Source organism: Ruegeria sp. CE12, from assembly GCF_056537525.1.
Window position 1 is genome coordinate 86,175 of sequence record NZ_JBQFRS010000006.1, and the last position, 22,768, is coordinate 108,942.

A 22,768-nucleotide genomic window follows, 5' to 3' on the forward strand; every position below is an offset into this window, starting at 1 on the left:
TTGGTCGGCTGTTACAACACATGTTAGAAGATGCGCAACCGTGATTGTCAAATGATCCCACTGAGTGATTGCGGCGAAACAACACCTGCATAACGTCGAAGAAAGGCAAGTTCCCACACCAGCATCAGCGCGAAAATGCCCTTTGTCAGCAAAGACATGGGCACAGTGCAGCGAACCTACCGGCAGAGATGGCACCTCTGGCCCATGGAAGTGAGATGAGACACCCATTGCCATCTGAGACAAGCTGAAGTCTGCCGATTGCAGATTGGCACAGATCAACTCTTAGCTGTACTGTCGCCTGGTTCCAAGCTGACATTCTGCGCAGCGGAGCAGTGCTTAGTGGGTCTTCCGAAGTACGATTTCCGGATCAACAAACACAGTCTGCGATGCTCTGCCCGGATTGGTCAGGCGGTGCTCAAGCAAGGCAATGGTTTCATCGACTGATGCGTTAATGGGATTGCGAACTGTGGTCAGGCACATTTGCGGCCAGCTTGCCATCGACACATCGTCAAATCCGACCACTGAAATATCGCCGGGAATATCAAGCCCGTTGTCTTGTGTTGCGGACAACGCCCCAAAAGCCGTCGCATCATTAGCGCAAATCAATGCGTCAATACCAGGCGCCCTCTTTAGAATTTCCGATGCCGATTGGTAACCACCTTCAACGGTGTAGTCTCCCTGTACTTCAGCCTCCAGTTCCAGACCAGCTTCTTCCAGAGCACTCACAACTCCATTCCGCCGCTCACCCGAAGAATAAAAGTCCTGAGGACCTGCGATAAACCCAAAACGCCGACGCCCCTTTTCCAGCAACATCCGTGTCATCATCATCGTGCCATCGGCATTTCGGCAACAAACGTTATCGACGCCGGGCGCGTCAATGGGGCGGCCTGAGGATATCATCGGAATACCCAGCTTGGTGCATTGCCCAACCATCTCGGCAGACATGCTGCCACCTCTGACAATCAGGGCGTCCAGCGGATACCGCAATACATCTTCGATCGCAGATCTGGAGTTATCATCGCTGCCATCAATGAGAATGGGCCAGCGCTTCATTCCGTTGAGCTTTCCCACGAGCCGGCTGACAAAAGCAGTGTCATAAGCGCTGCGCATATTGCCCACAAATATGGCAACCAGTCGCGACCGACCGCCCTGCAACCCGGCAGCCAATGCATTGGGCTGATATCCAAGCTCTGCCGCGACAGCATGTATCCGCTTTCGTTTCTGCGCATCGACATAAGCGCCTGGCGTAAAGGCACGAGAAACCGCGGATCGCGATACGCCAACCATGTCGGCCACTGTTTGTGCCGTCACGCGACGGTGTTTTGGGCTGTCTTCGTTCATATACAACGTCTCATCGACGCACGGTGAATTTGTCAAGATTCTCAAACAAAAGCTTCACAAGACTGTCACGCTAACCGGCTATGTGAACGCGTGTGCACATCTGGTGCGCGTTCGACCAGAGATGCGGCTGCCGCATTTCTGCAAACACTGCTGCAACGGGGTCTTTTCCCTTATATTCTGAGGATGTTCAGCATCCTCACCGACGCCCTGTATTGGGCGCGAAAACCGGAGTACCGAGATGCTTAACATGAAGTTCAGCACCACCGCCGCCGCCTTTGCCATGATGGCAGGCACCGCCTTCGCCGAAACCGAAATCACCTGGTGGCATGCAATGGGCGGCCAGCTGGGAGAGACCGTCAACAAGATCGCCGAGGATTTCAACGCCTCGCAAGACGAATACAAGATCACCCCCGTATACAAAGGCAGCTATGAAGAGACGCTGACTGCTGGCATCGCCGCCTTCCGCGCGGGCGAGCAGCCCAACATCATGCAGGTGTTTGACGCCGGTGCCGCCACCGTAATCGGTGCCAAGGGCGCAACCATCCCGGTTCAAGACCTGCTGGCCAGCAACGGCGTTGAGTTCGACATCAACGATTATATCGCCGGCGTTCGCTACTTCTATGCCGACAGCGACGGCAAGATGATCGGCATGCCGTTCAACTCGTCGACGCCCATCATGTACTATAATGTCGACGCGCTCGAAAAAGCAGGCGTCACCCCGCCAAAGACGTGGGAAGAGTTCCAGTCCACCACAGCAACTGCCCTGAAAGATGCAGGCTACATTGCACTCAGCCAGTCACACCTGCCGTGGATCTTCACCGAGAACTTCATGTCGCGCCACGACCTGCCGTTTGCGACGAACAACAACGGCTATGACGGCAACGACACCCAGATCCTGGTGAACAACGACGCGATCAAAGCGCACTTCACTGCCGTAACCGAATGGAAAGAAAACGGTCTGTTCGAATGGTATGGCACCGGCTGGGGTGACAACGCCAAGCCGTTCGAAGAAGGCAAAGTTGCCATGTGGCTGGGCTCGTCCGGTTCCTTTGGCGGATTGCTGCAGAAAGACCTGCCGTTTGAGTTCAGCGCGACCGAGCTGCCCTATTGGGAAGCTGTCACAACCGAGCCATCCCAGACCTTCATTGGTGGTGCTGCCCTGTTCGCCATGTCGGGCAAGTCGGATGAAGAAAACAAGGCAGCAGCCGAATTCTTTCGTTTCCTGACCTCGCCTGAGACTCAGTATTTCTGGCATCAGGAAACCGGTTACGTTCCGATCACCGAAGCCGCATACGAAGTTGCCAAGAAAGACGGCCACTACGACCGCTTCCCAGCCGCCGAAGTAGGTGTAAACCAGCTGCAGGCCAAAGCCGGTGACAACACCAAGGGTTACCGCATGGGCTTCTATGTTCAGATCCGGGACATCATGAACCGAGAATATGGTCGTATCCTGACCGGTGAAACTGATGTGGAAACCGCGTTCAAGACCATCGAAGCCGAAGCCAACGAACTGCTGGCCCGCTTCTCCAAGACCCAGAGCTAAACTCTGGATCACCCCCAGGATGGTCACGCTGTCAAGGCGTGGCCATCTCTCTTTTTTCGCAATGGACCACTCATGAAACGCGCGGGCTTCGACAATATCTGGCTTCCTGTGGCGCTGCTGCTGCCTCAGTTGATGATCATCGCCATCTTCTTTTACTGGCCCGCTGGCTGGGCACTGCAATCCTCTTTCTTCCTGCAGGACCCGTTTGGGTTCGGATCGACCTTTGTCGGCGCCGAAAACTACACCTCCCTCTTGGGCAACGATCAGTACAAACGCGTCGCTGGGTTTACGATCATCTACTCGGTACTGGTCACGTTCTTCTCGCTGGCCATCGCCCTGTTGCTGGCGGTCAAAGCCGACAAGGTAATCCGGGGCGCCAAGACCTATCGCACGCTGCTGATGTGGGTTTATGCGATTGCGCCACCTGTCGCAGGGTTTCTGGGCATCTTGTTCTTTGACCAAAGCACAGGCCCCATGACCAAGTTTTTTCAGATGTTCGGCTGGGATTTCAAACTGGGCGTGGACTATAACGCCACTGCAACGGCAATGATCATCGTCGCCGTCTGGAAGCAAATCCCGGTCAACTTCATCTTCTTCCTGTCTGGCCTGCAATCCATTCCGCGTTCAGTGCGCGAGGCAGCCATGATCGACAACCGATCGGCCACCGGGCGTTTCTGGGAAGTGACATTCCCTCTACTGGCGCCAACTGCGTTCTTCCTGCTGATCATCAACATCACCTACGCGCTGTTCGACACGTTCGGCATCATTGACGCGCTGATGAAGGGTGAACCGGGCAACAACCCGATGACGCTGGTTTACAAGGTCTATCTCGACGGATTCCGAGGCAATGACCTTGGCGGATCATCGGCACAATCCGTGGTTCTGATGGTGCTTGTTCTGATCCTGACTGTCTTTCAGTTCCGGCTGGTTGAACGCCGGATTCACTACACTTGAGAGGGCTGACAATGGCTGACACAACCCTTGAAACACCTGTCACTGTTCATCGCCCTCGCCGGATCAAATGGGAGGCGATCGGAGATCACACCGTTCTGATCCTTGGCGCTTTGTTGATGATGCTACCGCCCCTTCTGGCCCTGACCACGGCCAGCCACGATGCGGTCACCATTCACCGCGAGGGTCTGCAACTGACATTGGGTGACGATCTGGGCAAGAACTTCAACGCCGCCATGTTCGAAAAGGGCGGCTTTACCCAGACGGTCGATGGCACACTTATGCTGATGAACTCGTTCATTCTGGGCATCGGCTTTGCAGTAGGCAAAATCGTGATTTCGATGATGGCCGCCTATGCCATCGTCTACTTCCGCCTCCGCTTTGCGACGCTGGCCTTCTGGGTGATCTTCACCACTCTGCTGCTGCCGCTTGAGGTGCGCATCCTGCCCTCTTACGAAGCAATCCAGAAGCTGGGCCTGACGAACACTTACACCGGATTGATCGTCCCTCTGATCGCGTCGGCAACCGGTACGTTCTTTTTCCGGCAATTCTTCATGTCCGTCCCCGAAGAACTGGCCGAGGCCGCCCGGATCGACGGCGCGGGTCCGTGGAAGTTCTTTATCGACATCCTCGTGCCCCTCAGCCGGACCATGATCGCGGCAATCTTCATCATCATGTTCGTCTTTGGCTGGAACCAGTATCTGTGGCCGACGCTGATCACCACGGATGAGAGCTTCTTCACGCTGGTCCGCGGCATCAAGCAGATCGTTCTGTCCTACACCGACAGTCAAATCCCCGAACACGGGCAGGCTTTGGCGCTGGCCATCGTTGCGATGATTCCGCCGGTGGCGATCGTCGTTTTCTTCCAAAACTGGTTCGTCAAGGGCCTTACAGAATCCGATAAATAAGGAATACGCGCATGGCTCAGGTATCATTAGAGGGCATCCGCAAGGTCTATCCAAACAGCTTTCAGGCAGTTGAGACTACCAGCTTCACTATTCAGGATGGCGAGTTCGTCGTTCTGGTCGGCCCATCGGGCTGTGGCAAGTCCACCTTGCTGCGCATGATCGCGGGCTTGGAGGAAATTACCGAAGGGACGCTGAAAATCGGCGACCGGGTGGTCAATGATGTGGACCCCGCAGATCGGGACATCGCAATGGTGTTCCAGAACTACGCTTTGTATCCGCATATGACGGTCCGCAAGAACATTGGTTACGGGCTGAAGAACCGCGGCACATCGACAAGCGAGATCGACGCTAAGGTACAAGACGCGGCGAAGATGCTGAACCTGACCGAATATCTGGACCGCAAACCGGCGCAATTGTCGGGCGGTCAGCGTCAGCGCGTCGCCATGGGTCGGGCGGTGGTCCGCGATCCGTCTCTGTTCTTATTCGATGAACCCCTGTCCAACCTCGATGCCAAGCTGCGCAACCAGATGCGGATCGAGATCAAGGCCCTGCAACGCCGTCTTGGAACCACGGCCGTCTACGTCACCCATGATCAGGTCGAAGCGATGACTATGGCCGACCGCATCATCGTTCTGAACGCTGGACGGATCGAGCAAATCGGCACGCCATCCGAGATCTATCACAACCCGGCCTCGACCTTTGTTGCCTCGTTCATGGGTGCGCCACCCATGAACCTGATCGACGCACAAGTGGAACAGGGACAGGTAAAAATCAACGGGTACGAAGGGCTGATGCCTGCCTCGGCCTCCAACACAGGTCCGGTTACACTGGGTATTCGCCCCGAAGACGTGGTGCTTGACGAGCAAGGTGCAGTTCCTTTCCGGGTCGATATCCTTGAGGAGCTTGGAGCCCACCGGCTGTTGCATGGTGATCTGGGCGGCCAGTCCTTCACCGTCCTCATAGGCAAGGACCATGCGGCTGAAATCGGTGAGACCCGGGTCCGTCTGAAACCCGACGCCCTGCGTCTGTTTGATGTTGAATCGGGAAAAGTTCTTTGATCACAACCACGGTAAGCGCGCTGCCCGCGATCACACCGGTACAGCGCGAACGGATTTTGACCGCACCTCGAACGGCTGAGGCACATCGTGCACTGCTGTCCAATCTGCCTGCCATGAATGCTTTGCAAACGGGGGGCGAGGCATCATCCAAGCAACTGCCCGGCAATTTCACTGTGGCGGCCTGGAATGTCGAACGTTGCCTGTTCCCGGAAGAAACAGCCGATCACCTCAGCAATATCGCCCCGGATGTGGTCCTGCTCTCCGAGGTCGATCACGGCATGGCAAGAACAGGTCAACGGCACACAACCGAAGCCATGGCTTCCGCTTTGGATATGGCCTACGCCTTTGGCGTCGAATTCCACGAACTGGATTTGGGCGGACCGACAGAACGCGCATTCTGTTCCGACAATTTCAATGTGCTTGGATGGCACGGCAATGCGATCCTGTCCTCTGCGCCTTTCGAGCGCACAGCGTTGATCCGCCTCGATGATCATGGACACTGGTTTGCTGCAGATGCAGGCGCTGCCGACCCCGATCAACCCCGGGTCGGGGGTCGCATGGCTATCGCAGCCGTCATTCCGACAGCCAATGGACCTGTGTGTTTCGTTTCCACCCATCTGGAAAGCAATGCCGCTGCTGCGCACCGCCATGCACAGTTTCTGACCCTGCTGAATGCTCTCGACCAGTTTGCACCAGATATGCCAATCCTGATTGGCGGCGATCTGAATACCGGAAATCACCTGCCACCCGATTTTGACTGGCGGCATGAGACATTGTTCGAACTGGCTGAACAGCGCGGTTACAATTGGGGGTTTACCGCAGATGGGCCGACAACCCGGCCCAGTCTGATCACCCCGCACCCGGACCGGGTCATGAAGCTCGACTGGATCGCAGGCCGTGATCTGACTTGTGTGGATAAGGGCGTTCTGTCTTCGCTCGACCAGAACGAAAAACCTCTGTCAGATCATGATTGCGTCTGGAGCAAGGTCACGGTTGCGGATCACCAAGCGCCTAATAAATCCTGACAGAACAAAGATCTGAAAGATCAGATCACAGGCAGGGCTTGGCGTCGATATGATTTAATACTATTATATGAGATATGAAAAACGTCAGTATCTCACTTACGGATCACCACGCTGCAGAAATTGATGCGTGCATTGCCACGGGCGACTATGCGTCTGTTTCTGAGGTTGTGCGCACCGCTTTGCGCGAATTCCTGTCGCGTGGGATGGTCCCGGATGCCCGCCAGATCGATCATGACATCGCCGAATATCTGGAAAGTCAGAGGAATGGTGAAAGACTGTTGAGCGCAGATGCAGCGAAACGGGATGTTCTGGGCGCTCTGACCAGTGACACCTAACAAACTTGTTTTCACAGCAAGGGCCAGCACCGATATCAAACGTCGCGCGCGTTATCTGATGAGTGAGCGTGGTCAGGCATTTGCCACAGCCTGGGTAGATGCACTTTTTGACTGGCTTGAAAAAATTGCCGAAGGGGGTGCGCTCATTGGAACCGCGCATCCGGTGCAATCGCAAATTCGGACTTTCGGCTACAAGCGTCAGGCGACAATTCTTGCTGAGTTTGCCCAAGGCGAAATGCGGATTATCCGCATCTACTTCCCCGGGCAGGATTGGTCTCGGTAGCTGAAACCATCACATCCGGTTTCCAAACCGCCATCAGATTTCTGGACCAATTAGAGCAGCAATCACTCCTTTCCCGACCGCCACTCTTTCCAAATCAGATAGCTGTTTGCCCCAAGCGATCCGAACGGCTCCGGCGGCAATCGGGGCGGCATCGGCTGAGCAAGGAAATGATCCGCGATCTGTGATCCCCCCTGCAATATCAGTTCTGAAACTCCCATCCCTTGCAGAGTGCCGCGGGCAATGCCCAACCCGTTCTGACAGCACGCGGAAAACACCCCTGAGTCCAGCTCTCCGAAAGCCGCTGATCCATTTCGGCTCAGACACAGCATTCCGGCCCAGCGGTGCTCCATCCTGACATCCGCGAGCTGAGGAAACCTCTCGCTGAACTTGCGATCATGGACCCATCCCGCATTGCGCAAACGCATCCTGGTCGTTTCCTGCGTCGGATGAAAACTCGAACAGCTACGGATCAGAATTCGGTCGCCATAACTGCCGGAAACACGGCGTACTGATGTTCCCATCGGATCAGCAGGCGTGGCGGCCCAACGTGGCTGACCACCCAACCTGTTGATCTGCTCAGACGTCAGCGATTGGGTCAGCGAGGCATAAAGGCAGATATGCATCAAACGTCGTTGATAGAAACCGAAACTTTCCAGATGACCATTGTTAGTCAGAATAATCCGACCTGTTGAAACACGGGCATCTGGCGTTTTGACCAACCAGTCCGCACCTTCCTTTTGAAAACCTGTAACCGGAGAGTTTTCAAACAACTCAACCTTCTGCGCCAAATGCTCTGACAAGGCCCTGATGTAGGCGGCAGGCTGAATCATCACGGTACCGGGCGCAAACAGCCCTGATCGATAGTGCGTGCTGCCTGTGATCTCCTGCATCTCACGACGGTCATAAAGCGTATGCGGCTCACCCAGCCGGTCAAGATAGGCTGCAAATTCGCGGTTGTGCCTGTCTCCTGCCCGCGTCGCTGCAGCATTGATCTTTCCACAGGGATCAAACATCTCATCCGTCAACGCGCATTCTTCAGCAACCTGCGTCGCAAAAGCGATGGCTTGCCGGTTCAATGCGATGGTGTGTTTGTCATCCTCAAACGTTGATCCCGCGTAGTTATCCGAACTCAGATCATGGGGCAGATCAATCATGAAGCCCGAATTCCGCCCGGCTGATCCTTCAGCAAACCGACCAGCCTCGAGAACAACAACCCTCAGCGTTGGATCAAGCTGGTGCAGACGCCGGGCAGCGGTAAGGCCAGCAAACCCACCGCCTACAATCGTGATATCGGCAGAGATGTTATGCTCAAGCTTTGGGAAAAACGTCTGTGTTGGCAGAATGGCATTCCACCCTGAGGCACCAATCTGCCGAGGCAAACGTTTCGCACTGTACTGAGTCAAAGGTCCGCCTTTTCCGATTTACGCAACCCGAAGATCACTACCTTTATACTCGGCAGCGTCATAGCTGAAACCACACGGCGAGCTCTTGCACCGCCAACTCGACCAACCCTAGGGTGTTGTCAGACTAGCTCACCAATTGTTTTCCGCTCTGCCACACACCCTGCAGAGTCCGATCTATACCAATATGCAAAATGTTTGCTGCGGCACCCGGAGAAAGGCGACCCAAATGCGGCTGCCGAACCAAATCTGCGGGGATGCGACTGGCCATTTCAACAGCTGTCTCTAATGAGACATCGGTTAGTTCGGCAACGTTCTTCACTGCATCCAACAACTCGAGATGCGCCCCGGCCAACGTACCATCAGACAGGGTCAACCGGTTTTCGCTGCGCAATATTTCCCTGCCATTGAGCATGAAGCTGGCGATGTCTGAACCCGCCGTCGCCATGGCGTCACTGACCAGAAACACGCGACCCGGTCCATTCTTTGCGTGGATAGCATTGCACATTGAGGCCGGGTGAACATGAATCGTGTCAGCGATCAGACCAGCGGACAATTCACCCAAAGCAAGTGCAGCCCCGACAGTGCCCGGCTCGCGATTTCCCATCTGACTTTGCGCGTTGAACAGATGCGTCACGCAACGCGCGCCAGCTTCAGCTGCGGCACGACAATCTTCATAACTCGCATCAGTGTGGCCCAACGACACCACGATCCCAGCCTCTGACAAAGTTCTGATCTGGTCACCGGAGACGCTCTCGGGTGCAACTGTCACCTTCAGAACCGGCAGCTTCTGTGCAGCTGCAAGCAGCCGTTCTAGATCCGTTTGCTCCATTGGCCGGATCAGATTGGCTTCATGTGCCCCTTTTCGCGATCTGGACAGATGCGGACCTTCGAGGTGGAGGCCAATGATACCTGGCACCTCGTTTTCAACAGCCTCGATGGCAGCCGCAATTGCCTGTTCCGTAATCTCGGGCGTATCGGTGATTAGTGTCGGCAGGATCGAAGTGGCACCGATCTGCGCATGCGCCTCAGCCATACGGCGCAGCGTCTCAACATCCGGCGCATTGTTGAACATCAATCCACCGCCGCCGTTGACCTGAAGGTCAACGAAACCCGGGATTAGCACACCTCCGTCGAGCTCGATAACTTCGACACCGGCCCCAAGATCAGCTTTCGGTACAATGGACTCGATGCGGCCAGCGTCATGCAGCAAAGCATGATCCCGCACGATACCTTCAGGCGTCAGTATGTCTGCACCGACTACGGCACTCGGCTGCTGGCTCATACGGTTTCAGTCACCTTGTTCAAATGGCGCGGGGTATCTGGATCAATACCCCGGGATGCTGCAAACGCCTCTACCATGGAATAGAATGACACGATAAGGCTCAGCGGGTCGGCAAGCGCATGATCCGTTCGCACATGATCCACTCTGAGCGCCCGCTTCACCTTGTCAGTTGTCGCAAACACCCGCGCACCCTTGGCGCTGATCGCATCCGCCACTTCGGCCAGAGCATTTTCAGCGGCATCTGCTGCCGCAAAGCTCAGAACCGGAAACCCCTCCTGAACGATGGAAACCGGTCCGTGCAGCACTTCGGCAGAAGAATAGCTTTCTGCATGCAACTGACAGGTTTCTTTAAACTTCAAAGCCGCCTCATGTGACACGGCCAGGGCCTGCCCGCGTCCCAGAGTAAACAACGATGGATGCGCTCCGATTGCCTCTCTGACTTCGGGCCAGTCAATCCTGGCTGCCGCTTCCAACTGCTTTGGCAGTGCCCGAATGGCCGCGAGCAGCTTGTCGTCCCTGCTCCACTCTGCCAGCAACCATAGGCCGGCAACAGCAGATGTCACAAAGGTCTTGGTTGCAGCAACGCTCAACTCTGGTCCTGCGTGAATATCAATCGGGTGCGCACTGGCCTCTGCCAATGGAGAGGTTGCATCATTTGTCAGCGCGACAGTTAACGCCCCATCGCGTCCCGCATTGCGCGCCATAGCCAGGATATCGGGGCTTTTTCCGGATTGTGAGACTGACAGGCACAAGCCGTGCTGCAACTTCAGAACGGAATCATAGATCGATGCAATGGATGGCCCTACTGACGCGACCGGAACCCCCAGCACAATTTCAGAAGCGTACTTAAGATAGGTACACACGTGATCAGACGATCCTCGCGCAACCGTCACAATGAAGGTTGGATCAAGCTCTCGCGCAACATTGGCGACGGCCGCGATATCGCTCTGACCCTGAACCAACAGCCGCTCAACGGCCTGAGGTATCTCATCGATTTCCCGACGCATTCGGGTGATCTGTTGCTGCATGCTGTTTCCTAGCTATTGGCCAAGCGCAGTTCCGCCACAAAGTCATAGGCATCGCCGCGATATATGGATCGGGTAAATTCAACGACCCGGCGGTTCGACAGGTATGAGGTGCGTACAATGCGCAATCCAGCCGCTCCCGGTTCAACACCCAACAGGGCGGCGTCGTCGTCTTCGAGATTGATGGCTGAAATCCTCTGCAATGCGCGAACCGGACGATTTCCATCGCGTTCCAGAACTTCATAAAGCGAGGATTCAACTAAGTTTGGTTTTGGCAAAATATCGATCGGTAGTGAGGCGCGCTCGATCGCCATTGGTCGGTCGTTGGCGCGGCGCAGGCGGGAGATCCGCGCAACCGCTTCGCCCGAAGACAGAGCAAGCGCCATCACCTCTTCAGGAGAAGGTGTATGCACACCCCGCTCCAGCCATTCGCTGGAGGAATCCAGCCCGCGCCGGGTCATGTCTTCGGTAAACGACGTCAGCCGGGAAAGGGATTGCTCAACCTTCGGCGTGCCGTCGGCAACAAAGCTCCCCGATCCCTGACGCTGAATGATAATGCCCCTATCCACCAGATCCTGCATCGCGCGGCGAACCGTAACGCGCGACAGGCCGGTCAGATTGGCGATTTCCCGTTCTGCAGGCAAAGGTGCACTCTCGCCCAGCAGACCCGTTTCGATGCTTTCTTCGATCCGCTTGCGCAGGCGCACATATCGTGGACCCGTGGCGTCTTGCATCCAGTCGTCGGACTTGAGGAAGTTCTCGATGGTATCTGCCATCACTCTGCCTCCACTTTCGCTTGCTCGGCCAACCGACCCGCCAGTAACAGGGCTCCATCGACTGCGGTCCCTTTGGGTTTTGCTAAGGCCTCGCGCATTTCTGACGGCAGATAATCTGCATAATGTGGCGCCACGCCACCTACTGCGCAGATGGGTTCGTCTTTGGCGCACCCCAATGCGTGCAACCCAGCCACGAGGTAATCCGCACCGCTTTGCATGATCTCCACCGCGACCTGATCTGCATCCTTCGCCGCTGAAATGATCATGGGGGCGAACTCGGCAAATTCAGCGGGGCGCGCAACCCCTGAGAACTTGACGATTTCCGCCGGATCATCGCTGAACCTTTTACTGATGTCTCGGGTCAGTGGGCTGTGCGGCGCAATTGCGTCCATGGCCAGCAAGACGCGCCGAACAAGTTGCAGGCCCAACCAGTTTCCCGATGCCTCGTCTCCGATCAACGGCCCATAGCCACCGATGAATCTGATCTCACCATTACATTGACGCGCCAAAAATGAACCGGTCCCAACGCCAAGCAATGACCCATTCACTGTCCCCAGCGCACCCACGACTGCTGATCTGCGATCATCTTCAACCTCAACGATCCGCGATGGCAATCGGTCTGCAACCTCTGACGCCACTGTCGCATCAGTGACGCCGGCCAGCCCCGCATAAACCGGAATGTCCGACAGTGCTGAATACGGAAGCCCGGCCCGCTCGATCAATGCACCCAGACCATCCACCAACGTCTGCACGGCTGCTTCACGATCCGAGAAAACATTGGCGCTACCAAGCATTACCTCAATCCGCCCCGCAGGCGAAGTCATAGCAAAACGGCAGCGCGTGCCGCCGCCGTCAATTGCAATGAGATATGGGAAGGACTCATCCATGTAGATACCTTTACAATACCTATTGTATGAAAAAAAGACCTTTGCCACATTTATCTTGCTATTTTGGTGATTTTTCTTGGTAATTACGTTATTTCCAAGCAAGAGGTAGACAAAAGGTATTATATAGGTATTAATTACTCCACCAAAGGGGAATCACATGTCGCCGCAAATGCTGCCGCAAACCGAAATGCTGCGAGACGAAGCTGAAGGGCTGGACCTGCGTCCAGATCCGGACATTCTCGTACGCCTGCTCGACGCGCAGAAGGCTGCCCTAAACGGTCTGGACAACTGCATTGAAGATCTATCCTCGGGCGCAGCGATCCTTGCGGAAACAATCAGAAACAACGGTCGCATCTATTATGTTGCTGCGGGTTCTTCGGGCCTGATGGGTCTGGCGGATGGCGCCGAGCTGCCGGGTACATATGGGCTGTCCCCTGAATCGATCGCCATCTGCATGGCTGGTGGAGTGCCGACCGGCGCAGAAATGCCCGGTCATACCGAAGACGATGCAGAAACAGCCAGGGTCGCAACTGCCAAGATCAAACCCGGGGACTCAGTCATCGCCATTTCTGCAAGTGGCTCCACCCCCTATCCCGTAGGCTTCGTTCAGCATGCCCGTGCAGCGAGCGCCCGGATCATCTGCATTGCCAACAACAAAGATGCCCTGCTGTTCGAACATGCCGACTGCGCCATCTTTTTGGATACACCGCCAGAAATGATTGCAGGGTCAACCCGGATGGGCGCTGCTACGGCGCAGAAAGTAGCGTTGAACATGATGTCTACCTTGATGGGTATTCGGCTGGGGCATGTCCATGACGGCATGATGGTCAATGTCATCGCAGACAATCGCAAACTGCGTCAGCGCGCCGAAGGCATTGTTCAGAACATTACCGGAGCCTCGGATCGCGCTGCAAGCGAGGCGCTGGATCAGGCCTCAGGCAACCTGAAACAGGCCGTTCTGCTGGCCGCAGGGGCAACCGATCTGACACAGGCAAAGCAACTGCTTGATAGCGCAGGCGGGCATCTGCGCCCGGCGCTTGCACAAATTTGAACCAGAACAAAACATTAGGGAGAGAAGACCATGAAAAGAACATCACTAAGCGCAATTCTGCTTGCGTCCTCAGCTCTGGCTGGTGCCGCGCAGGCAGAAACGGTTCTGACAATCGAAAGCTGGCGCAATGACGACCTTGCCCTTTGGCAGGAAAAGATCATTCCGGCCTTTGAGGCACAAAACCCTGACATCAAGATCAAATTCACACCTTCCGCCCCGGCTGAATATAACGCCGCGCTGAATGCCAAACTGGATGCCGGTTCCGCCGGTGACCTGATTACCTGCCGCCCGTTTGATACTTCGCTGGGTCTGTACGAGGCCGGACATCTGGTGGACCTGTCTGATCTGAGCGGAATGGCCAATTTCTCGGATGTAGCAAAATCCGCCTGGCAGACCGATGACGGCTCGGCCTCGTTCTGCGTTCCGATGGCCTCAGTAATTCATGGCTTCATCTACAACAAGGATGCCTTCGAAGAGCTTGGCCTGTCCGTGCCGGAAACCGAAGAAGAGTTCTTTACTGTCCTCGAAAAGATCAAGGAAGACGGCAACTACATTCCAATGGCCATGGGTACGAATGACCAGTGGGAAGCCGCCACCATGGGCTACAACAATATCGGCCCGAACTACTGGAAAGGCGAAGAAGGTCGTCTGGGCCTGATCGATGGATCGCAAAAACTGACGGACGAGCAGTGGGTTGCCCCTTATCGCCAACTGGCAAAATGGGGCGATTATCTGGGTGACGGGTACGAGGCGCAGACCTATCCCGACAGCCAGAACCTGTTCACGCTTGGGCGCGCCGCCATCTACCCGGCAGGCAGCTGGGAAATCAGCGGCTTTAACAATCTGGCCGATTTCGAAATGGGTGCGTTCAAACCACCAGTTCCTGCAGCAGGTGATAATTGCTACATCTCCGATCACACTGATATCGCGATTGGCCTGAATGCCGCATCTCCGAATGCCGAAGCAGCCCGGACTTTCCTTGATTGGGTCGGTTCGGAAGAGTTCGCAACGATCTATGCGAACGCCCTGCCCGGTTTCTTCTCGCTGTCCAGCTTTGATGTTCCCATGGAAGATCCGCTGGCGCAGGAGTTCGTAAGCTGGCGCGGAGATTGTGGGTCGACCATCCGCTCGACCTATCAGATCCTATCGCGCGGAACACCAAACCTTGAGAACGAAACCTGGAACGCCTCGGCTCAGGTGATCAAGGGCGAGGAGTCTCCAGAAGACGCCGGCAAACGACTGCAGGATGGCCTGGCCACCTGGTACGCCCCGCATCAGTAAACCACTCACGACACCAATGGCTCCGGCTTTCAGGCCGGAGCCAACCTGAACTCTTGAGGCATGACATGGGCAATAGCCGGATCAAATGGCACATCGTGGTTTTTCTGGCACCCGCTGTGCTGGTTTACTCGGCCGTCATGGTCTTTCCACTGTTCAATACGCTGCGGTTGGCGCTTTACACCGAAGTTGACCAGACCCGCGTGTTTGTTGGCCTCGACAATTTCCGAACCCTGTTTGGCGATCCACTATGGTCTGAATCCTTCTGGAACGCGTTGGGCAACAACTTCTGGTTCTTCTTCATCCATATGCTGGTGCAAAATCCCATCGGGATTGCATTGGCCGCTATGCTCAGCCATCCGCGATTGCGCTTTGCCGCTTTCTATCGCTCGGCCATCTTCATCCCGACAATCCTGTCCTTTGTGATCGTCGGATTTGCATGGAAGCTGATCCTGTCCCCGATCTGGGGCATCGCGCCGGATATGCTGGCTGCGATTGGCCTTAAATCCCTCTATGCCCCCTGGCTGGGGAAAGAGGAGTACGCTCTGACAACACTCGCGCTGGTCTCGGTCTGGCAATTCATCGGGATACCAATGATGCTGATCTATGCCGCGCTACTGTCGATCCCCGAAGAAATTCTAGAGGCCGCCGAGGTCGAGGGTATCACCGGAATGTCTGCTTTCTGGAAAATCAAACTGCCGCTGATCCTGCCATCAATCGGCATCATCTCGATCCTGACCTTTGTCGGTAACTTCAACGCATTCGACCTGATCTATGCCGCACAGGGCGCGCTTGCAGGGCCGGATTTCTCAACCGATATTCTGGGCACTTTCATGTACCGCACCTTCTTCGGCTTCCAGCTGCAACTGGGTGATCCGCATATGGGATCGGCAATTGCAACGGGCATGTTCGCGATCATCCTGACCGGAGTCTGCATCTACCTGTTTCTGATCCAGACCCGTATCCGCCGGTATCAGTTCTGAGGGGGATGGGATCATGAACAAAGCTCGCAGAAACCCCTTCAACATCGCCGCCATGCACGGCGCGCTGATCCTGTACACGCTGATCGCGCTATTCCCGGTCTTTGTGATCGTGATCAACAGCTTCAAATCCCGAAAGGCGATCTTTCGTGAACCGCTGGCCCTGCCGGATGCCGAAACATTCTCGATGATCGGTTATCAGACGGTGATGAAACAGGGTGATTTCTTCCTGTATTTCCAGAACTCGATGATTGTGACCGTAGCGTCGTTGTTCTTCATCCTTCTGTTCGGAGCGATGGCGGCCTTCGCGCTCAGCGAATACCGGTTCAAAGGCAACACTCTGATGGGGCTCTACCTGGCGTTGGGCATCATGATCCCGATCCGCATCGGTACAGTTGCGATCCTCGACATGATGGTGGCGACGGGGCTGGTAAACACGCTGATGGCGCTGATCCTCGTCTATACCGCACAAGGTCTGCCGCTGGCCGTCTTCATCCTTTCCGAATTCATGCGCCAGGTCAGCGATGATCTCAAAAACGCCGGGCGCATTGACGGGCTCAGCGAATACACAATCTTTTTCCGGCTGGTTCTGCCACTGGTGCGCCCGGCGATGGCGACCGTGGCCGTGTTCAACATGATTCCGATCTGGAACGACCTGTGGTTTCCTCTGATCCTGGCCCCTGCTGAGGAAACCAAAACGCTGACGCTGGGCAGCCAGGTTTTCATCGGACAGTTCGTCACCGACTGGAACGCGGTTCTGTCCGCGCTCAGCATGGCGATCCTGCCGGTGATGGTTCTGTATGTCATCTTCTCGCGACAACTGATCCGCGGCATTACTTCGGGGGCGGTCAAATGATCCGGGTTCTCATCGCAGGTCTGGGTAACATGGGGCTGAGCCATGCGCTGGCGCATCACCATCACGCTGACGCTATAATCGTTGGGCTGGTGAACCGATCCGGTACGGTCGATCACGCTGACCTGCGGTCATACCCGGTCTTTACAGACTTCCAGACAGCACTGGCCGAAACCAAGCCGGACCTGGCCGTGATAGCCACCTACTCCGACAGCCATGCCGATTTCGCCTGCGCAGCCATGGAGGCCGGGGCGCATGTATTTGTAGAAAAGCCGCTGGCAACTACAGTTGAAGATGCCCGTCGCGTCGTGGAAAAGGCGGTTAAGACCAATCGCAAACTGGTCATCGGCTACATCCTGCGCCACCATCCGTCCTGGATGCGGCTGATCTCCGAAGCCCGTGATCTGGGTGGTCCCTATGTTTTCCGCCTCAATTTGAACCAACAATCGACCGGCCCGACCTGGGAGACGCACAAGGCTCTGATGCAGACCACCTCTCCCATCGTTGATTGCGGTGTCCACTATGTCGATGTGATGTGCCAAATCACCGACGCCATGCCTGTTCGTGTCAACGGAATGGGTCTGCGGCTTTCGGATGAGATCGCACCCGACATGTACAATTATGGCCAGTTCCAAGTGGTCTTTGAGGATGGCTCCGTTGGTTGGTACGAGGCCGGCTGGGGGCCAATGATGTCCGAAACCGCGTTTTTCGTGAAAGACATCGTTTCACCCAACGGTGCGGTATCGATCACCGAAGGCGACAAAGGCGACTCAGACGACGTGGACGGCCATACCAAAGTGGGTGGCATTCTGGTGCACAAACCCGGCGGAGATACCCTGATCGAAATGGAAGGCGAACCCGGCCATCAGGAACTCTGCGATGCGGAACAGGCTTACATGCTGAAAGCCATTGCCGATGATATCGACCTGACCCGCCACATGAGCGACGCGGTGCAATCCCTGCGCATCTGCCTTGCCGCCGATCAAAGCATAAGAACCGGCCAGCCGGTCGACCTGAAGGAGACGTAACGTGACCGCCCTGACACTAAGCAATGTGTGCAAGTCATTCGGCCAGGTGGAGGTCCTGAAAAACATCGACCTGACCGTTGAGGAAAACGAATTCGTCGTATTCGTCGGTCCTTCGGGCTGCGGTAAATCTACGCTCCTGCGCGTAATCGCGGGATTGGAGGATGCGACATCGGGCACTGTCGAAATCGACGGGGAACGGGTCAATGACACGCCGCCTGCCAAGCGCGGCATTGCCATGGTGTTCCAGTCATATGCGCTCTATCCGCACCTGACGGTCCGGGGCAACATGGCGCTGGGTCTCAAACAGGCCAGACATCCGAAGAGTGAGATTGACCGTCGCATTACCGAGGCCAGCAGGATGCTGTCTCTGGAACCGTATCTGGAACGCCGCCCAGCCGAACTGTCCGGTGGTCAGCGCCAGCGGGTTGCAATCGGTCGCGCGATCGTGCGGAATCCGAAACTGTTCCTTTTCGACGAACCCCTCTCAAATCTGGATGCGGCGCTCCGCCTGAACACACGGGTCGAAATTGCCAATCTGCACCGGCAGATCAGCGCCAGCATGATCTACGTGACCCACGATCAGACCGAGGCGATGACGCTTGCGGACAAGATCGTGGTTCTCCGGGATGGCAGAGTCGAACAGATCGGCAGCCCGATGGAGCTGTACAACAACCCCGCCAATCGTTTTGTGGCCGAGTTCATCGGCTCTCCGGCCATGAATTTCGTACCGGGCGACATGATTGGCGGCAGCACCAATACCGTAGTTGGGATACGCCCGGAATACGCTCAACTCGGCGCGACAGGACCTCTGTCAGGAACTGTGGTGCATGTCGAAAACCTGGGCGCAGACACCAACGTTCTGGTGAATATCGGTACGGATAAACCCTTCACCGTGCGCGCGTTTGGCCAGCACGATGTGTCCCCGGGCAGCGAAGTTGGCATCAATTTTGAAGCAGGCAACACGCTGACCTTCGGCACGGACGGGTTGAGGCTCTAGGTTAACTCTACTTCTCGGACCGGCCCGAGCGTATAACGTAGACCAAAGCAGCGGCAAAAAGGATCGCCATCGCGTACCAGGTCAGCGCGTATGACAGATGCGTGTTCCTGAACTTGACGATGGTAAGTCCACCGCGAGGCCATGCCTCGGGCGCACCTGCATGTTCTGCGTCGATGAAATAGGGCAGCGTATCGCCAAGTCCCAGAGCCTTGGACATTGCCAGCGTATCGCGCGAAACCCAACGGTCATTTCCCGGATCATTGCGCTCCAACAACGTGCCCTCGGGCTCGGTCGGGCGCAACAATCCGGTTATGCGGGAATCCGTTTCAACCCAGTTCTCGGGTTGCTTCTGATCTGACGAAACAAAACCACGATTGACCCACAGCACCCCCTCGCCTGTTGTCATCGGTGACATGACCCAGAATCCGGGCCCCAATTCGGTAACCGCCTTAACCAATATCGCGCCAGTCGTCGGGAATTGACCATCAACAGAGACACGCAAATAGGCATGCTGGTCAGGATCGAATACGTCAGGCAGCGCGGCCGGTTCACCAAAGGCCCGGCTTTTAACAGCTTCTATTAGCTCTACTTTCCAGGCCAGCCGTCGCATCTGCCAGTTGCCCAGCAAAACAAAGACAACGATCAACACCGCCGACAACCCCAACAGCAGCACGGTCACCCATCCGGGCCGTCGGGCGGTATTTTGATCGCTCATGGCAGGTTGCGAACCCGCTCGATCTGTTCATGTGCGGGCATCATATTGGCGTCCAGATTGAACATGACCCAGATCGACCCCGCGAGGACAATGACCAGCAGCAATACCGTCAAGCCAAGCGACATTGCCTGCCACCCCTCCTCGGCCTTCAGGGTAACGTGCAGAAAGTAATGGATGTGCACCAGCATCTGTGCCGCGCCCAGCGTGAAGATGATCGCAACAGCCCAGGCCGTATTGTCCATCACATCACCCAGTACGATCCAGAACGGGATCAGAGTCAGTACTACGGAAAGCAGGAAGCCGATAACATAGGATTTGAAGGTGCCGCCGGCCCCTTTTGCGTGATCGCTCATAGCAGGACCCCCGTCAGGTAGACCAAGGAAAAGACACCGATCCAGATCAGATCGAGGAAGTGCCAGAAAAGGGACAGGCACATGACCCGCCGCTTGTTTTCATGGGTCAGCCCATGCTGGCCCAGCTGAGCCAGAAGCACAAGCAACCAGATACTGCCACCCAGAACGTGCAGACCATGCGTGCCCACCAGAATGAAGAACGACGACAGGAATGCGCTTGCCATCGGGGTCGCGCCAATGTGCCAGAGGTGCTTGAACTCCTCGATTTCCAAATACAGGAACCCTGCGCCAAACAGCCCTGTGACAATCAGCCAGAGAACAGTACCGCGCAGGTCATCCATCTCCATCCTCAGAACAGCGAACCCGTACGTGATCGATGAGAACAGCAGCGCAAAGGTGGCGACCAAAATCATCTCGATATCGAACAGGTCGACGGGGGCCGGACCGGCCGCATAGTTGCGGCCCAGAACAGCGTAGGTTGCGAAGAGGATGCCGAAGATCAGGCAGTCGCTCATCAGATAGATCCAGAACCCAAGCATGGTTCCGTTTTCGTGATGCTCTTCGTGATCGTCTCCGTGATGGGGCTCTTCGATGACGAAGAACTCTTTCGGCTGATCCGTACTTGTTTCCGTCATTATTCCGCAGCCCCCGCCAGCAGTTGTGTCCGCTGGTCTTCGATACCCTTCACTTCATCCGCCGGGACATAATAGTCGCGGTCGTAGTTGAACGTATGGCCGATGCCATAGACCAGCGTTGCAGCGAAACTGACAGCCGCCAGCCACCAGATATGCCAGATCAGAGCAAAGCCCATGACGGTCAGGAATCCGGCCATGACGATGCCCGTGGCCGTATAGCGCGGCATGTGGATCGGAACGAACCCATCGGTGGGGCGCACGAACCCTTCGCGCTTCATCTGAGTGAAGGCGTCCAGCTCATAGACACGCGGCGTGAAGGCGAAGTTATAGTAAGGCGGCGGTGAAGAGGTCGACCATTCCAGCGTACGTCCATTCCACGGATCGCCCGTGACATCACGCAGCGCATCACGATTGCGGATCGAGACATAAATCTGCACCAGGAACGCCGCGATACCTGCAGCAACGAACAACGCGCCAACCAGAGCGATCACGAAATAGACCGAATAGAAGGTGGTCTCGAACTGACTGATACGGCGGGTCACACCCATCAGTCCCAGAACGTAAAGCGGCATGAAGGCCAGATAGAACCCGATCAGCCAGCACCAGAAGCTGACCTTGCCCCAGAATGGTTCCAGTTTGAATCCGAACGCTTTGGGCCACCAATAGATGATGCCTGCAAAGATGCCAAACACAACGCCACCAATGATCACATTGTGAAAATGCGCGATCAGGAACAGCGAGTTGTGCAGCACATAGTCCGCCGGGGGCACCGCCAGTAGAACGCCGGTCATACCACCGATCACGAATGTCAGCATAAAACCCATGACCCACAGCATCGGGGTCTCGAACCGGATGCGTCCCTTATACATGGTGAACAACCAGTTGAAGATCTTGGCCCCGGTCGGGATCGAGATGATCATCGTGGTGATGCCAAAGAAGGCGTTTACGTTGGCCCCTGCCCCCATGGTGAAGAAATGGTGCAACCAGACAATATAACTGAGCACCATGATCACGCAGGTCGCGTAAACCATCGAGGTATAACCGAACAGCCGCTTGCCGGTGAATGTCGGCACGATTTCCGAAAAGATACCAAAGATGGGCAGGATCAGAATGTAGACCTCTGGATGACCCCAAATCCAGATGAGGTTCACATACATCATCGGATTGCCGCCCAGATCATTGGTAAAGAAATGGGTACCCAGATAGCGGTCCGCCGTCAGCAGTGCCAACGTTGCGGCCAAAACAGGGAAGGTCACAACGATCAGGATGTTGGTGCACAGGGTCGTCCAGACAAAGACCGGCATCTTCATCAGTGTCATACCCGGTGCGCGCATCTTGATTATCGTCACCACAAGGTTGATGCCTGACAGAGTTGTCCCGATCCCGGCAATGTTCAGCGACCAGAGATAATAGTCCATACCGACGCTCGGACTGTATTCGAGCCCCGAGAAAGGCGCATAGGCCAGCCAGCCCGCAGTCGAGAACTCACCCACAAACAGCGACAGCATAATCAGCACCGCGCCCGAGATGGTCAGCCAAAGGCTGAGGTTGTTCAGGAACGGAAAGGCCACATCGCGCGCGCCGATCTGCAGCGGCATAACGTAGTTCATGAAGCCGGTGACAAAGGGCATCGCCACGAAAAAGATCATGATGACGCCATGGGCGGTGAAGATCTGGTCGTAGTGGTGCGCGTTCAGATAGCCCTCACCCCCGCTGGCGGCGATGGCCTGATGACCCCGCATCAGCAATGCGTCCGCAAAGCCACGCAGCAACATGATCAGACCCAGAACCATATACATGATCCCGATCTTCTTATGGTCGATGCTGGTGAACCATTCTTTCCAGAGATAACCCCAGAGGCGGTAGTAAGTCAGCGCCCCGACAACGGCCAAACCGCCGAGCATGACAACGATGAACGTGACCAGCACGATCGGCTCATAGAAGGGAAACACGCCCCAAGACAGCTTGCCCCAGAATGGGTCCACACCCGAAACATGGGCGATACCGTCAGCGACTTCGTGAGATAGCGACATAGCGTTATCTTTCCAGTTCTTATTCGTT

The 22,768-nt window shown here is 55.9% G+C and carries 23 protein-coding genes; 13 read left to right on the plus strand and 10 right to left on the minus strand.

The window, feature by feature from the left end; all coding sequences use genetic code 11:
• Positions 1–336: 336 nt before the first annotated feature.
• Positions 337–1,341: a LacI family DNA-binding transcriptional regulator gene (locus tag ACR0IO_RS15140; protein ID WP_480742427.1), complete on the minus strand. Its 1,005-nt coding sequence runs from the start codon at positions 1,339–1,341 to the stop codon at positions 337–339.
• A 247-nt stretch (positions 1,342–1,588) separates the two neighbouring features.
• Between ACR0IO_RS15140 and ACR0IO_RS15145 the strand changes: the two genes are divergently transcribed.
• The 7 genes from ACR0IO_RS15145 (at position 1,589) to ACR0IO_RS15175 (ending at position 7,444) form a co-directional block, all read left to right on the plus strand.
• Positions 1,589–2,884, plus strand: coding sequence for an extracellular solute-binding protein (locus ACR0IO_RS15145; RefSeq protein ID WP_480742428.1), 1,296 nt, complete (start codon positions 1,589–1,591; stop codon positions 2,882–2,884).
• A gap of 72 nt (positions 2,885–2,956) precedes the next feature.
• The gene (locus ACR0IO_RS15150; protein WP_480742429.1) at positions 2,957–3,838 is read left to right on the plus strand and encodes an ABC transporter permease subunit; all 882 of its coding nucleotides are present in this window, start codon (positions 2,957–2,959) and stop codon (positions 3,836–3,838) included.
• Positions 3,839–3,849: 11 nt separating this feature from the next.
• The gene (locus ACR0IO_RS15155; RefSeq protein WP_480742430.1) at positions 3,850–4,743 is read left to right on the plus strand and encodes an ABC transporter permease subunit; all 894 of its coding nucleotides are present in this window, start codon (positions 3,850–3,852) and stop codon (positions 4,741–4,743) included.
• Between the two features lie 11 nt (positions 4,744–4,754).
• Positions 4,755–5,801 carry an ABC transporter ATP-binding protein gene (locus ACR0IO_RS15160; RefSeq protein ID WP_480742431.1) on the plus strand — a complete coding sequence of 349 codons (1,047 nt, stop codon included), beginning with the start codon at positions 4,755–4,757 and terminating at the stop codon, positions 5,799–5,801.
• Positions 5,798–6,826 carry an endonuclease/exonuclease/phosphatase family protein gene (locus tag ACR0IO_RS15165; RefSeq protein ID WP_480742432.1) on the plus strand — a complete coding sequence of 343 codons (1,029 nt, stop codon included), beginning with the start codon at positions 5,798–5,800 and terminating at the stop codon, positions 6,824–6,826. Before ACR0IO_RS15160 ends, ACR0IO_RS15165 begins: the two co-directional genes overlap by 4 nt.
• 74 nt (positions 6,827–6,900) lie before the next feature.
• Positions 6,901–7,161, plus strand: coding sequence for a type II toxin-antitoxin system ParD family antitoxin (locus ACR0IO_RS15170; protein WP_480742433.1), 261 nt, complete (start codon positions 6,901–6,903; stop codon positions 7,159–7,161).
• Positions 7,151–7,444 carry a hypothetical protein gene (locus ACR0IO_RS15175; protein WP_480742434.1) on the plus strand — a complete coding sequence of 98 codons (294 nt, stop codon included), beginning with the start codon at positions 7,151–7,153 and terminating at the stop codon, positions 7,442–7,444. Before ACR0IO_RS15170 ends, ACR0IO_RS15175 begins: the two co-directional genes overlap by 11 nt.
• A 62-nt stretch (positions 7,445–7,506) precedes the next feature.
• Here ACR0IO_RS15175 and ACR0IO_RS15180 read toward each other — a convergent pair whose 3' ends face one another.
• The 5 genes from ACR0IO_RS15180 to ACR0IO_RS15200 form a co-directional block, all read right to left on the minus strand.
• Positions 7,507–8,847: an NAD(P)/FAD-dependent oxidoreductase gene (locus ACR0IO_RS15180; RefSeq protein WP_480742435.1), complete on the minus strand. Its 1,341-nt coding sequence runs from the start codon at positions 8,845–8,847 to the stop codon at positions 7,507–7,509.
• Between the two features lie 124 nt (positions 8,848–8,971).
• On the minus strand, positions 8,972–10,129 hold the full coding sequence (gene nagA / locus ACR0IO_RS15185; protein ID WP_480742436.1) for an N-acetylglucosamine-6-phosphate deacetylase: 1,158 nt from the start codon (positions 10,127–10,129) through the stop codon (positions 8,972–8,974).
• On the minus strand, positions 10,126–11,157 hold the full coding sequence (locus ACR0IO_RS15190; protein ID WP_170334673.1) for an SIS domain-containing protein: 1,032 nt from the start codon (positions 11,155–11,157) through the stop codon (positions 10,126–10,128). The genes nagA and ACR0IO_RS15190 overlap by 4 nt, the downstream gene beginning before the upstream one ends.
• Positions 11,158–11,165: 8 nt before the next feature.
• Positions 11,166–11,930, minus strand: a complete 765-nt coding sequence (locus tag ACR0IO_RS15195; RefSeq protein ID WP_480742437.1) for a GntR family transcriptional regulator — start codon at positions 11,928–11,930, stop codon at positions 11,166–11,168.
• Positions 11,930–12,817: a glucosamine kinase nucleotide-binding domain-containing protein gene (locus tag ACR0IO_RS15200; RefSeq protein ID WP_480742438.1), complete on the minus strand. Its 888-nt coding sequence runs from the start codon at positions 12,815–12,817 to the stop codon at positions 11,930–11,932. The genes ACR0IO_RS15195 and ACR0IO_RS15200 overlap by 1 nt, the downstream gene beginning before the upstream one ends.
• Before the next feature lie 157 nt (positions 12,818–12,974).
• Between ACR0IO_RS15200 and ACR0IO_RS15205 the strand changes: the two genes are divergently transcribed.
• From ACR0IO_RS15205 to ACR0IO_RS15230, 6 genes are all read left to right on the plus strand, one after another.
• On the plus strand, positions 12,975–13,868 hold the full coding sequence (locus ACR0IO_RS15205; RefSeq protein WP_480742439.1) for an N-acetylmuramic acid 6-phosphate etherase: 894 nt from the start codon (positions 12,975–12,977) through the stop codon (positions 13,866–13,868).
• A gap of 30 nt (positions 13,869–13,898) precedes the next feature.
• The gene (locus tag ACR0IO_RS15210; protein ID WP_480742440.1) at positions 13,899–15,149 is read left to right on the plus strand and encodes an ABC transporter substrate-binding protein; all 1,251 of its coding nucleotides are present in this window, start codon (positions 13,899–13,901) and stop codon (positions 15,147–15,149) included.
• Positions 15,150–15,214: 65 nt separating this feature from the next.
• Positions 15,215–16,129 carry a carbohydrate ABC transporter permease gene (locus ACR0IO_RS15215; RefSeq protein ID WP_480742441.1) on the plus strand — a complete coding sequence of 305 codons (915 nt, stop codon included), beginning with the start codon at positions 15,215–15,217 and terminating at the stop codon, positions 16,127–16,129.
• A 13-nt stretch (positions 16,130–16,142) separates the two neighbouring features.
• The gene (locus tag ACR0IO_RS15220) at positions 16,143–16,982 is read left to right on the plus strand and encodes a carbohydrate ABC transporter permease (RefSeq protein WP_155149451.1); all 840 of its coding nucleotides are present in this window, start codon (positions 16,143–16,145) and stop codon (positions 16,980–16,982) included.
• A complete protein-coding gene (locus tag ACR0IO_RS15225; RefSeq protein WP_480742442.1) occupies positions 16,979–18,007 on the plus strand; it encodes a Gfo/Idh/MocA family protein in 1,029 nt (342 codons plus the stop codon). Before ACR0IO_RS15220 ends, ACR0IO_RS15225 begins: the two co-directional genes overlap by 4 nt.
• Position 18,008: 1 nt before the next feature.
• Positions 18,009–19,004: an ABC transporter ATP-binding protein gene (locus tag ACR0IO_RS15230; RefSeq protein ID WP_368669843.1), complete on the plus strand. Its 996-nt coding sequence runs from the start codon at positions 18,009–18,011 to the stop codon at positions 19,002–19,004.
• 7 nt (positions 19,005–19,011) lie between these two features.
• Here ACR0IO_RS15230 and ACR0IO_RS15235 read toward each other — a convergent pair whose 3' ends face one another.
• The 4 genes from ACR0IO_RS15235 to cyoB are packed head-to-tail and all read right to left on the minus strand — an operon-like array spanning position 19,012 to position 22,740.
• Positions 19,012–19,719, minus strand: a complete 708-nt coding sequence (locus ACR0IO_RS15235) for an SURF1 family protein (RefSeq protein WP_480742443.1) — start codon at positions 19,717–19,719, stop codon at positions 19,012–19,014.
• Complete coding sequence (gene cyoD / locus ACR0IO_RS15240; RefSeq protein ID WP_155149445.1) at positions 19,716–20,072, minus strand: cytochrome o ubiquinol oxidase subunit IV; 357 nt, start codon at positions 20,070–20,072, stop codon at positions 19,716–19,718. The genes ACR0IO_RS15235 and cyoD overlap by 4 nt, the downstream gene beginning before the upstream one ends.
• Positions 20,069–20,707, minus strand: a complete 639-nt coding sequence (gene cyoC, locus ACR0IO_RS15245; protein WP_480742444.1) for a cytochrome o ubiquinol oxidase subunit III — start codon at positions 20,705–20,707, stop codon at positions 20,069–20,071. Before cyoC ends, cyoD begins: the two co-directional genes overlap by 4 nt.
• Complete coding sequence (cyoB, locus tag ACR0IO_RS15250; RefSeq protein WP_480742445.1) at positions 20,707–22,740, minus strand: cytochrome o ubiquinol oxidase subunit I; 2,034 nt, start codon at positions 22,738–22,740, stop codon at positions 20,707–20,709. The genes cyoC and cyoB overlap by 1 nt, the downstream gene beginning before the upstream one ends.
• Positions 22,741–22,768: the final 28 nt, after the last annotated feature.

What these genes read in the sequence shown, in the direction of transcription:
- ACR0IO_RS15140 (WP_480742427.1), bottom strand. Translation starts at nt 1,341, where the DNA reads ATGAACGAAGACAGCCCAAAACACCGTCGCGTGACGGCACAAACAGTG.
- ACR0IO_RS15145 (WP_480742428.1), top strand. Translation starts at nt 1,589, where the DNA reads ATGAAGTTCAGCACCACCGCCGCCGCCTTTGCCATGATGGCAGGCACC.
- ACR0IO_RS15150 (WP_480742429.1), top strand. Translation starts at nt 2,957, where the DNA reads ATGAAACGCGCGGGCTTCGACAATATCTGGCTTCCTGTGGCGCTGCTG.
- ACR0IO_RS15155 (WP_480742430.1), top strand. Translation starts at nt 3,850, where the DNA reads ATGGCTGACACAACCCTTGAAACACCTGTCACTGTTCATCGCCCTCGC.
- ACR0IO_RS15160 (WP_480742431.1), top strand. Translation starts at nt 4,755, where the DNA reads ATGGCTCAGGTATCATTAGAGGGCATCCGCAAGGTCTATCCAAACAGC.
- ACR0IO_RS15170 (WP_480742433.1), top strand. Translation starts at nt 6,901, where the DNA reads ATGAAAAACGTCAGTATCTCACTTACGGATCACCACGCTGCAGAAATT.
- nagA (WP_480742436.1), bottom strand. Translation starts at nt 10,129, where the DNA reads ATGAGCCAGCAGCCGAGTGCCGTAGTCGGTGCAGACATACTGACGCCT.
- ACR0IO_RS15190 (WP_170334673.1), bottom strand. Translation starts at nt 11,157, where the DNA reads ATGCAGCAACAGATCACCCGAATGCGTCGGGAAATCGATGAGATACCT.
- ACR0IO_RS15195 (WP_480742437.1), bottom strand. Translation starts at nt 11,930, where the DNA reads ATGGCAGATACCATCGAGAACTTCCTCAAGTCCGACGACTGGATGCAA.
- ACR0IO_RS15200 (WP_480742438.1), bottom strand. Translation starts at nt 12,817, where the DNA reads ATGGATGAGTCCTTCCCATATCTCATTGCAATTGACGGCGGCGGCACG.
- ACR0IO_RS15205 (WP_480742439.1), top strand. Translation starts at nt 12,975, where the DNA reads ATGTCGCCGCAAATGCTGCCGCAAACCGAAATGCTGCGAGACGAAGCT.
- ACR0IO_RS15210 (WP_480742440.1), top strand. Translation starts at nt 13,899, where the DNA reads ATGAAAAGAACATCACTAAGCGCAATTCTGCTTGCGTCCTCAGCTCTG.
- ACR0IO_RS15215 (WP_480742441.1), top strand. Translation starts at nt 15,215, where the DNA reads ATGGGCAATAGCCGGATCAAATGGCACATCGTGGTTTTTCTGGCACCC.
- ACR0IO_RS15220 (WP_155149451.1), top strand. Translation starts at nt 16,143, where the DNA reads ATGAACAAAGCTCGCAGAAACCCCTTCAACATCGCCGCCATGCACGGC.
- ACR0IO_RS15225 (WP_480742442.1), top strand. Translation starts at nt 16,979, where the DNA reads ATGATCCGGGTTCTCATCGCAGGTCTGGGTAACATGGGGCTGAGCCAT.
- ACR0IO_RS15235 (WP_480742443.1), bottom strand. Translation starts at nt 19,719, where the DNA reads ATGAGCGATCAAAATACCGCCCGACGGCCCGGATGGGTGACCGTGCTG.
- cyoD (WP_155149445.1), bottom strand. Translation starts at nt 20,072, where the DNA reads ATGAGCGATCACGCAAAAGGGGCCGGCGGCACCTTCAAATCCTATGTT.
- cyoC (WP_480742444.1), bottom strand. Translation starts at nt 20,707, where the DNA reads ATGACGGAAACAAGTACGGATCAGCCGAAAGAGTTCTTCGTCATCGAA.
- cyoB (WP_480742445.1), bottom strand. Translation starts at nt 22,740, where the DNA reads ATGTCGCTATCTCACGAAGTCGCTGACGGTATCGCCCATGTTTCGGGT.